This window comes from Candidatus Melainabacteria bacterium RIFOXYA2_FULL_32_9, assembly GCA_001784615.1.
Classification (GTDB): Bacteria; Cyanobacteriota; Vampirovibrionia; order Gastranaerophilales; family UBA9579; genus UBA9579.
On the sequence record MFRQ01000028.1, the window covers coordinates 1 to 10,658 of the forward strand.

At 32.3% G+C, this 10,658-nt stretch carries 9 protein-coding genes (1 of these 9 running past the window's edge); 1 reads left to right on the forward strand and 8 read right to left on the reverse strand.

All coding sequences use genetic code 11. The annotated features are described in order from the left end of the window. Positions 1–148: 148 nt before the first annotated feature. The 7 genes from A2255_05080 to A2255_05110 all read right to left on the reverse strand — a co-directional run bounded on the left by A2255_05080 (position 149) and on the right by A2255_05110 (position 9,162). Positions 149–1,084 (reverse strand): hypothetical protein, encoded by a 936-nt coding sequence (locus A2255_05080; protein OGI22753.1) that lies wholly within the window; start codon positions 1,082–1,084, stop codon positions 149–151. 210 nt (positions 1,085–1,294) lie between these two features. Next, complete coding sequence (gatA, locus tag A2255_05085; protein ID OGI22754.1) at positions 1,295–2,755, reverse strand: aspartyl/glutamyl-tRNA amidotransferase subunit A; 1,461 nt, start codon at positions 2,753–2,755, stop codon at positions 1,295–1,297. A 20-nt stretch (positions 2,756–2,775) separates the two neighbouring features. Then, positions 2,776–4,272, reverse strand: a complete 1,497-nt coding sequence (locus tag A2255_05090) for a hypothetical protein (protein OGI22755.1) — start codon at positions 4,270–4,272, stop codon at positions 2,776–2,778. An 83-nt stretch (positions 4,273–4,355) separates the two neighbouring features. Continuing rightward, positions 4,356–5,960, reverse strand: coding sequence for a hypothetical protein (locus tag A2255_05095; protein ID OGI22756.1), 1,605 nt, complete (start codon positions 5,958–5,960; stop codon positions 4,356–4,358). Between the two features lie 64 nt (positions 5,961–6,024). After that, positions 6,025–6,873, reverse strand: coding sequence for a hypothetical protein (locus A2255_05100; protein ID OGI22757.1), 849 nt, complete (start codon positions 6,871–6,873; stop codon positions 6,025–6,027). Positions 6,874–6,901: 28 nt separating this feature from the next. Next, complete coding sequence (locus A2255_05105) at positions 6,902–7,585, reverse strand: hypothetical protein (GenBank protein ID OGI22758.1); 684 nt, start codon at positions 7,583–7,585, stop codon at positions 6,902–6,904. 17 nt (positions 7,586–7,602) lie between these two features. Continuing rightward, on the reverse strand, positions 7,603–9,162 hold the full coding sequence (locus tag A2255_05110) for a hypothetical protein (GenBank protein OGI22759.1): 1,560 nt from the start codon (positions 9,160–9,162) through the stop codon (positions 7,603–7,605). A 756-nt stretch (positions 9,163–9,918) separates the two neighbouring features. Here A2255_05110 and A2255_05115 point away from each other — a divergent pair. After that, positions 9,919–10,551: a hypothetical protein gene (locus A2255_05115; GenBank protein OGI22760.1), complete on the forward strand. Its 633-nt coding sequence runs from the start codon at positions 9,919–9,921 to the stop codon at positions 10,549–10,551. A gap of 64 nt (positions 10,552–10,615) precedes the next feature. Here the strand turns inward: A2255_05115 and A2255_05120 are convergent, their stop codons facing one another. Then, a protein-coding gene (locus tag A2255_05120; GenBank protein ID OGI22761.1) for a hypothetical protein crosses the window boundary here: on the reverse strand, positions 10,616–10,658 show its 3' portion. The gene runs 941 nt beyond the window's last position; the window shows 43 of its 984 coding nt (coding positions 942–984); its start codon lies beyond the right edge, outside the window; its stop codon occupies positions 10,616–10,618.

A 10,658-nucleotide genomic window follows, 5' to 3' on the forward strand; every position in this document is an offset into this window, starting at 1 on the left:
ATATTACTGTTTACTTTTTATGACTGATATAGTGTTACCAACCGGATAGATCCCGAAACAATACTGAAGCAAGTTTAGCACATGGTTCGGGATAACGTTTTTACTGATTATAAAATTTTTAAGTCAAAATTTTTGTCTGTTTCTTAATTTATTTGCCAAATAATTCTTCAAAAGGCTTATTCACGTTATCAACAGATCCATACTTTGAATTAACTACGATAGCCGATATAATTTTATACTTGCTGCGAGTTTCAACATCGTAAAATTTCTGATAAGTTAGAGGCTTAGAACTTGCAACATTTTTATTTCCTTCTGCTTTAAGCTTTTGAACATCAATTGTTTTTAACAAATTTTCCATCTGCCATATTCTATTATCAGGTTTTGGATGAGTTGATATTTCCTGATCTACAGTATCATCCTGCCTCTTTATTAATTCTAAAAATCTTGTTGAATCTTTAGGGTAAAAACCTGCTTTTGTCATATAAATTAGGGCGTCTTTATCAGCAGCATATTCTCTATTTCTATTTTTGGCTAATAAATCATATTCCAGTTCTTTCACTTTTCTCTTGATTTCTTCTGTTTCCTCATTTGCTTTTTTATAATAGTATTCCAACAATATTTGTTCTATAAATCCTTTTTGAGCAGATTTACCTTTGGATTCTGCAACGGTAACTCCTAATTCCTCCAATTTTCTGCGATATTCCTGATTGTCTCGACCACTTCTTGCAGCATCTTTGTTTATCAAATGAGCCATTTCATGCGCTATTACATAAGCAAGAACAGATATTTCTCCTGAAAAACTATCTATAAAACCTCGTTCAATAATAACTGCATTACTACAATCAGCATGAGCATTCATTTCATAGTCTTTATTTTTTGGAATTATAACTCTCCATGGGTAATTGTCAAGTTTATTAGCTCTTGCAAGTCTTTCTACTATTCTGTAAGCCTGATAAAAACGGCTGTCTAAATCTTCTTCAGCCTGCTTGTATAATCGAGTTTCCGGATTAGATATTGCACTTTTTACTTCATTTTTAATAATTTTTGCTTTTTGAACGGCAAAAGCTCTATCTCCACTAGCCATAGAGAAAAATATAAATACGATAATAATCCAACTAATACTATGTCCCAAAAAATATAATGATTGGGAAGGTATGTTCTCGGAGGAACCTCCGCAGGATGCGGTAGCATCCGAGAACCAGTGACGGAGAGAATTTGCCCTCCCAAATTTATGAAATAGTCTATTAATATGCTTTAAACACATCTTACTCAATAACCCAAATAATTAATTTTACTAAATATTAGGTTTTTTATTAAAATTTATAGCCTGCTCAAATGAATAAGCAACTCTTAACATAGTTTCTTCAGATAATACAGGGCCTAAAATCTGGAGTCCTATGGGTAACCCCTTATTATCAAGTCCAGATGGAAGGCTTATGCCTGGAATTCCAGCTAAATTTGCAGTAATTGTTGCTATATCCATTAAGTACATGCTTAATGGGTCAGAAACTTTGGATCCAATCTCAAAAGCAGTGCTTGGACAGGTTGGACAAATAAGAAGGTCCACTTTTTCCCAGGCTTTATCAAAATCTTTTTTAATCAAACTTCTAATCTGCTGGGCTTTTTTGTAGTAAGCATCGTAATAGCCTGAACTTAAAGCATAAGTTCCAAGCATAATTCTTCTTTTCACTTCATCGCCAAAACCTTCAGCTCTGGTTTTAGTATACATTTCCATTAGATTTTCAGCATTAGGAGTTCTATATCCATATTTAACGCCGTCATATCTTGCCAGATTAGCACTAGCTTCTGCTGTTGCGATGATATAATAAGTTCCAATAGCATATTTATTATGAGGAAGAGATACTTCTTCAATCTTAGCTCCAAGATTTTCAAGTACTTTTATTGAATTTGACAGTGCCTCTTTAACTTCAGGTTGTAGGCCTTCACCTGATAATTCAGATACAACGCCTATTCTTAAACCGGAAATATCTTTTTTTAGATTAGCAAGATAATTGGGGACAGGTATATCAATTGAAGTGGAATCATAGCAATCATGCCCACTGATAACCTGAAGAGTTGTTGCTACATCTTCAACACTTCTTCCTAAAGGGCCTATTTGATCAAGGCTACTGGCAAAAGCAATTAAACCAAATCTTGAAACCATACCATAAGTAGGCTTCATTCCAACAATTCCACAGAAACTAGCCGGAAGTCTTATGCTTCCTCCTGTATCTGAACCTAAAGATATAACTGTTTCTCCCGCAGATACGCAGGCACTGGAGCCGCCAGAGCTGCCTCCTGGTACCATATCAAGATTCCATGGGTTTCTGGTTATTTTTAGAGCGCTGTTTTCAGTAGAACTGCCCATTGCAAATTCATCAAGATTGGTTTTTCCAATAACCGGAATTAAATTTTCTCTTAATTTATGTGCAACTGTAGCACTATATGGAGCAACAAAATTTTCCAGCATCTTGCTGCTGGCAGTAGTTATATGTCCTTTTATGCAAATATTATCTTTAACCCCCATAGGAATCCCTGCAAGAGGAGGTAATTCTTCATTATTTGCGATTTTTTTATCAACTTCTTCAGCTACTTCATAAGCTAATTCTTTAGTTAAAGAGGTAAATGCCTGAATTTTATCTTCAACCTGGTTAATTCTTGTATAAGCATTATCAACCAGTTCTTTAGCTGAGATTTCTTTATTTAATAAGGCCTGTCTAAGTTCTACAGATGTTTTATAATGCAAGTCGTTCATTATATCCTCTTCTTTATTCCTCAATCCAGAAAATTAATTGCTGTACTGTATTTTTCAACTTGATGTTCTTCCATTTTGGGAATTGTGTATGAATTCTTTACCGTATGAATTGGAACGAATACTGCACTTATTTTATCATCATAAATTTTTTTCCAAAACTTTATATTTAAAATTGCCTGATAAGAATCAAGCCTTTTATCCAGGATCAAGATGTCAGTATGGTATTTCTTGAGAAAGTCATACCAATTTTTATCAAGAACATAATCGAAGTTTGCTGTTAACTTATCAATTTCTTCAGGATAAACTTCTTCATACCTTCCATCAATTGCTATTAGACATTGTGGATGCAGATTCCAGGCCATATAACTTCCCCAATGAAAAGGAGCCAATAGATTGCCTGATAAATTATTCTGCTTGACAAATTCTACTGCTTGAACCGGGTATTTGTAGTCAGGCACACTAATCTGCATAGGCGTTCCTAATATTATCAGACTGCCGACAATAATTATAAACGTATAAACTGTAATATCTTTAATAAGAGCTGCTTTTTTCAGTATCTTATCAGCAATTTCTCCCACTTTTAAAACTATAAAATCCCTAACAGAGCTAAATATTCTATAAAAGTCATAATATAAGAAACTTCCTGCTGCAATAGCAAAAAATGGCTGATGTTTAATATGTCTCATTGCCATATATAAGGAAACTAGTATTAAAAGATATTTAACCTTGTCTAAATCTTTAAATTTAAGTCTTTGTTTCACAAAAGAGAAAATTATACTTATTATAGACAAGATTAATATAATCTTAAACCACTGCCATTCTTCAAATGGGCCAAATAATGAAGTTGGCATCCATTCAGCTATAGTTGTTCTCTGCATATAAAGGGCGTTAATAATGTATTGCCAGTATTTAACTCCATAAGGATTGATAAGAGTTATTAAAACAGAAGGAATGAGGATTAAGAAGTATTTTTTAAACGGTTTTTTATTTAAAAATTCTCCAATTCCATATATCCCGATAAGGCCTAATCCTGATACAAAGCCTCCGTGAAGATTGGCCCATATTAAACATGTAGAAGGAAGTATCCATAATAACCTGTTTTCTCCCCTTCTCACTCTTTCCAGTACATATATCCAGAGAGTAAAGAATATAAATGTGAATAACTGGCACCTTACGGTTGATGCTACACCATTAAAGATTGCCAGAAAAACCAGAAAATACCATAAAAGGTTTAAATGCTTATTAGGTTTAATATTTTGAAGTTGAATAATCTTGCTTATCAGAAAAAGAACCAGGAAAGTTCCGATTATCTTTAGCAATAAGAGTCCCACATCTCCAAAATGATCTGCTAAAAAGTAAAATATGACTCCTGATCCCCATTCATGATCTATCCAAATGGGTTTAGTTGTCGTATATGAAAATATATCATTCTTTAATACCTGCCCTGTTTCAAGAAATATCTTTCCTACTGCTAATCTTGCCCATAGATCAAAATCAAATTCATTAAATGTAGCCAAGTATACCCATATCAAAATAAATATAACTGTATAGAAAAGAATTTTCCTTATTTTCATCTTTTCCAATTTTACTTTTTAATCCTTTATCTAAAATTAATTGCTGTATCAAATTTATTCTCAAAAATGAGTTTTTCATTAATCCTTGGCATTACATAAGACTTTTTAGATTCCCTTGAAGGTATAAACACTGCACTTATCGAATCATCGTATACTTGTTTCCATTGTTTATTTTCAAGCATAGAGAGGTAAGATCGTGAATTTGCCTTTTCCATAAGTATGATATCAGTGTGATATTCTCTTAGAATATTGAGCCATAAATTGTTGACTTTGTAATTAAAATTATAAACTTTCAAATGTACTTCTTCAGGATAAACTTCCTCATATCTTCCATCTTCAGCTATAAAGCTATTCGGATAAAGTTTCCAGGCAACATAACTGCCCCAGTGAAAAAGAGTTAGGACATTTCCTGATAAATTATTTTTCTTAATAAATTCAACAGCTTCAACAGGAAATTTTGAAGGATCAATTCCAAATTTGAGAGGAGTTGTGCATATTAAAGCCCCTCCAATTCCGATTATTATAGAATATACTAAAATATCTTTTGCTAAGGCTCCTTTCTCTAGCACTTTAGCTGCTATTTCGCCCCAGGTTGTATTTTCTGTTTTCTTTACCTTATTGAAAAGTGAGATTATATAATCTCTAAAGGTATCGAATATTCCATAAAAATCATAATAAAGAAAGCTTGCAGCACTTATGACAAATAAATTTTGATGCTTATTATACCTCATGGCTAGATAAAAAGTAATAATTAATAGTAAATATTTGACTTTATCAAGTTCATAATACTTTTTAGCCAGGTTTTGAGGCTTGGGTAAATTTCTTATAATGCTGAATAAGAAACTTAATAAGGCAATAACTGTAAATATCTTAAATCCTTTCCATTTATCCAGAGGAAAGATTCCTGTTGGTAGCCATTCAGATATAGTAAATCTTGACATTGTAGCTGCATGAGCTATAAAACTCCAATATTTAACTCCATAGGGATTGATAAGGGTTATTAAAACAGCAGGAATCAGGATTAAAAAGTATTTTTTAAACGGTTTTTTATTTAAAAATTCTCCAATTCCATATATTCCAATAAGGCCTAATCCTGATACAAAGCCTCCATGAAGATTGGCCCATATTAAACATGTAGCAGGAAATATCCATAATAACCTGTTTTCACCTCTTCTCACTCTTTCCAGTACATATATCCAGAGAGTAAAGAATATAAATGTGAATAGCTGGCACCTTACGGTTGATGCTACACCATAAAATAGTCCCATTAAAGCCAGGATAAAGAAAACTAGATTTAAATGTTTATTAGGCTGAATATTTTGAAGCTCAACAATCTTGCTTATCAGAAAGATAATCAGAAAAGTTCCGACTATTTTTAGCAATAAGAGTCCCACATCTCCAAAATGATCTGCTAAAAAGTAAAATATTACTCCTGATCCCCATTCATGATCTATCCAAATGGGTTTAGTTGTCGTATATGAAAATATATCATTTTTTAATATATGCCCTGTTTGAAAAAATATTTTTCCTACCGCTAATCTTGCCCATAGATCCCAATCCACACTTTTAAATTGAGTTGTATAAATCCAACTCATAATAAATAATGATATATAAAAAAATGGCTTTCTCATTCAACTCTTCCCTCGTCTCTTATTAATTTTATTTTATATAGTTAGTTTTAAAATATCAAAAAGTTTATTTATCAGCTATTACAAATCCATTTTTCTCAACAGGCCAATTTTCATTATCTAAAGATAATAATTGAGACCTTTTTCCTCTAAAATCTATCCCCCAACATCCGAGGAATTCTTTATTATTATTGTTATATCCATAAGCATTTATAACTATCATATCAGGATTAGTGGTGTCCCATCCGAGAGGTATAATATCCCATCTATAATCATTTAAATAAAGATGATATTTGTTTTTCCAATAATAAGTTATTGCTTTTCTGATATCATCGAGCTTTCTGGCCTTTTTGACATCAAAATCGTATATCCATAAATTAGTAGCCCAGATCCCTCTAAGGTGTTCACCAACAGTTTCTTTTATTAGCAGCTTTTGACTATCATTAGACCAGTCTATTATTGTTAAAGTTCTAAATATTTGTGAATCAAAGGTGTCATTTCCTGACTGAAGAATTTGGTTGCCGGGATTATCAACTTTTTTAATTGCAAAAATATTTGCCAGTTCAGATGGAGAAAGAGTTGTTGACAAATCATCAAGCTTCTCTAATGGGCCGGCATTAATATAGAAAACTTTACTACTTATTTGCTTGTTTTGAGGAAAAAAATAAACCTCTGAATAAGCAACTTTTTCCATATCAGGAGATATAATTCCCGGGCCAATGGTTTCTCTTTTCTTTTCTATCCCAAAAAGATTAAGCTCCTGACCTCCTGGAAATATATTATAATATTCAAATTTAAGGCTGGGCTGGGTAATTTGGCCTTTATTAGGTGCTTTTTGTGCAAAGGCTATATTACTATCAATTATTAAAATTGATAGTAAAAAGAACATAAACAAGTATTTTAGAGAATTTTTCATTATTTAATTCTCTTTTCAGGCTATTTACTTAAACCAAACCTTCTCTCATAGCAGTAACAGCTGCCTGAGTCCTGTCATCCACGCACATTTTTTGTAAAATACTGTGTACATGTGCTTTTGCTGTAGCCCTGGTAATGAATAATCTTTCAGCTATTTGAGGATTGGTTAATCCTTCTACGATTAGTCCTAAGACTTCCAGTTCTCTTTCAGTTAAATTTGCAGAAAATCCCGTCTTAGTAGATTTTTTGTTAATATTTTGTGAATTATCCTGTTGAGAAAGCTTGTTTTGTGTGACATTTCTCAAAACTATTTTTGCAATGGCAGGATCAAGCCATGCTGTACCTTCATTAACAGCTCTTATAGCAGAGATTAACTGTTCAGGTGAAGCACCTTTCATTATGTAAGCGTCTGCTCCTGCACCTAATGCTGCAAACACGTCCTGCTCACTATCTCTTGAAGTGAACATAATAATTCTGGAACCAAGATTTGCATCTTTGATTTTTTGAGTAGCCTCAATCCCATCCATAAGTGGAAGGCCTATATCCATTAAAATCACATCAGGATTGCAAGCTTTGGTAAGCTCAACAGCTTTTTCTCCATCTTCAGCTTCACCGTATACTTCTATGTCATCAGCTTTTTCTAATACAAGCTGAAGACCCATTCTTGTCATAGTATGATCTTCTACCAATAACACCTTTATTTTCTCTGCCATACTGTTCCCTTACTCACTTATTCCTTACACACTAATTCTTTTGCTTTTGGAATAGTAAACCTGAATTTACTACCCTTACCAAGCTCACTTTCAAGCCAGATTCTTCCGCCATGAGCTTCTATTATTTGTCTTGATAAATACAAGCCTAAACCGGTACTACAAGAGCGTTTTTTGCTTGTTCCTTGAGAAAATCTGTTAAATAATTTAGGTATATCTTCAGCAGGGATACCAGTTCCATTATCTTCCACTGTTATAGTAACAGCATCATCGCTGAGATCTGTATAAATATTAATTTTACCCCCCTGAGATGTATAATTTATAGCATTACCAAGTAAATTTGCAAGAACACGCCTTATTTCCTGTTTGTCAGCGAAAACTTTATCGTTATTTATTTTGTTAACAATTAATTTTATTTGCTTTTTTTCTGTTAAAGACTGAATTTCCTGCATATTTTGTGAAACAAGGTCATTTAAATCAAAATAATCTTTACATAGTACAAGTTGACCGGATTCATACTTATAAACCTCTAAAAGAGCATTTACAAGGCCAAGCATATCCTGATTACTATAAAGCATTGTTTCAAGCAGTTTGGATTGTTTTTGGGACATTTCTCCAAGAGAGCCGTCAAGGAAGAACTTTAATGTCTGTATTGCAGCTAGTAATGGAGTTCTAAGGTCATGAGTAAGAGTAGCAATAAAATCTTCTCTTAATCTTTCTGCCTCAAGTTGAAGCGTAATATCCCTAACAACTCCAACATAGTAATTAGCTTCCTGGTGTTCCCCAGGAATAATAGGGGCAAAGCTAATTTCAACAGGTATATCTTTACCCTTTCTGTGGTTTATTACTTTGTAATCCCTTAAGAGAACATCGCTTTCAGGATTTAGTTTATTATAAATTGGTTCATTATCATTACCGGAAAATATTTTTGAGAAGTTTTCGCCAATTATTTCTTTTTTATACAAACTGCAAATTTTCTCAAATGCCGGATTAACCTGATTTATCTTACCATCTTTAGAAATGGTTATAATTCCATCAGCGCTATGGTTAATTATGGCGCTTAATTTATTGTTTGCTTTTATGAGATTTGCAGTTCTTTCACTAACTATAGATTCTAGCTGTTCATTATAAATTTCCAATTGCTTTTTGGCTTCTGATAATTCATTGACCTTTTGCTCTAGTTTTTCCAATAAATGGCTTCTTTCAAGCCCGTTTTTTATGCATAATATTAAATCTTCATTATCCCAGGGTTTTTCTATATATCTGTAAAGCCCTATATCGTTAATAGCTTTAATCGCGCTTTCTTTATCGGCATATCCTGTAAGTAAAATAAGACTTGCTCCCGGGTGAAGTTTTTTAACTTCTGATAAAAATTCAATACCATTCATTTGAGGCATTAAGAAATCAGAAATTACAAGATCAATTTCTGATTTCTTAATGTATTCAAGAGCTTCCACAGGAGAGTTAAAAATAACAGGAGAAAAATCCCCTTCAAACTTGAGAAGCGTTCTTAAAGTTGATGTCACAATAGGTTCATCATCAACAATTACAATATTATAATCAATTTCAGTCTTTTTCATACTTTTAAACTTTTATATTAATAGATTTCTCTTAAATCAATTATATTCCCTAATTTTAAATAAATAAATAAATTTTTGTAAACACAATAACAGGAGCGACTTTTAGTCCAGAATTAGATTGATTTATTGCTCGCTTATTTGCTGGTTATAAGAAGCAGGCTACAAAAATACTAACGTATTTTTTACGCTGTCCTTAGTACACATATATGTAGCATATAAAAATCTCATAAAATATACAAGCACTTTACAATAATGAGAAAGAAGGCTGAAAATAACTAAAAGGAGTTGATGCAATTAGACATGAGGGTTATTTAAATTACCATATGGCTAATTTTTTAGCTTGTTTATATTTGATAAACTTTTCTTAAAATTTATGGTAATGGTAAAAATTAAAGTGATAAATAGAGTCATAATCCAGCTAATCGTCGCACTGTCATTGCGAGCACCGTAGGTGCGCAGCAATCCAAATAATATTATTACTATCTTCTTTTGGATTGCTTCGTCACTTCATTGCATTTCGTTCCTCACAATGACACTAGTACTCTGACCAATTAATTATGGAGAGTGAGTAGGTTTTCGGAGGAAGCCTATGCACCATGTCAATTTTAAGGTGCATCAGCGACGGAGAAAATCAGCTCACTCATACATCATAATTAACTTGTCAGTGTATTAGGAAAATTTGATTTCCGAATATGTTCTATATCACTTATTTTTATACCTCTACCAAATTTATATATTTATAGGGAGAGTCAGGTTATGAAATATTTAAATCTATTTTTGCTAAGTATAATTACATTTATTCTCGGTACAACCTCATCTTTAGCTTTAATTAAAATTGACGATGAGAGCATTGATATTGCAATTACATATGGACTTAAATCAAAAGGAATGTCGACAAGGGATCTTTTAAATTCAAACTGGATAAATGATGGTACAGGCCAAATTTTAAACATATATTCCCCATTTATCCAAATAGCAACCAAAACAACAGATCAAAATTCAACTGGTAAAGTAGAAGAAGATTTAAAAGCTGTCAAAAAGCGTTTAAGTACCAAAATTGACAGAATAGTTGACAAAAATGAAGTCAGGTTCCTTGTAGCTCTTTATGGTGATGCTGAAGATTTCGCTCAAAACTATAAAGCTCATATTATAGATGTAAACGAGTATAATGGCCCAAATCAAAAGAAAAATATAATAAAACCAAGAAAAGCAGACATTCAAAAAATTGCAGAAAAAGATAATTTTGCGCCATTGCATCCTTTTTCAGCTGTGAATTGCTATGTGTTGAAATTCAATGATTTATTTGAGCTAAAAGAATATTATTTTGTTCTTACGAATGAAAAAGGTGAAGAAGTAAAATATAAAATTAATAACGAAGAAATTTTCTGATAATTTAAATGCTTGTTTTGAGACTTTGCTTCTAAACTTTTTTTCTTCATTATTAAGTGAGAATTTAAGAACTAATAAATGATAAAAATAATGAATCTAATACGGCT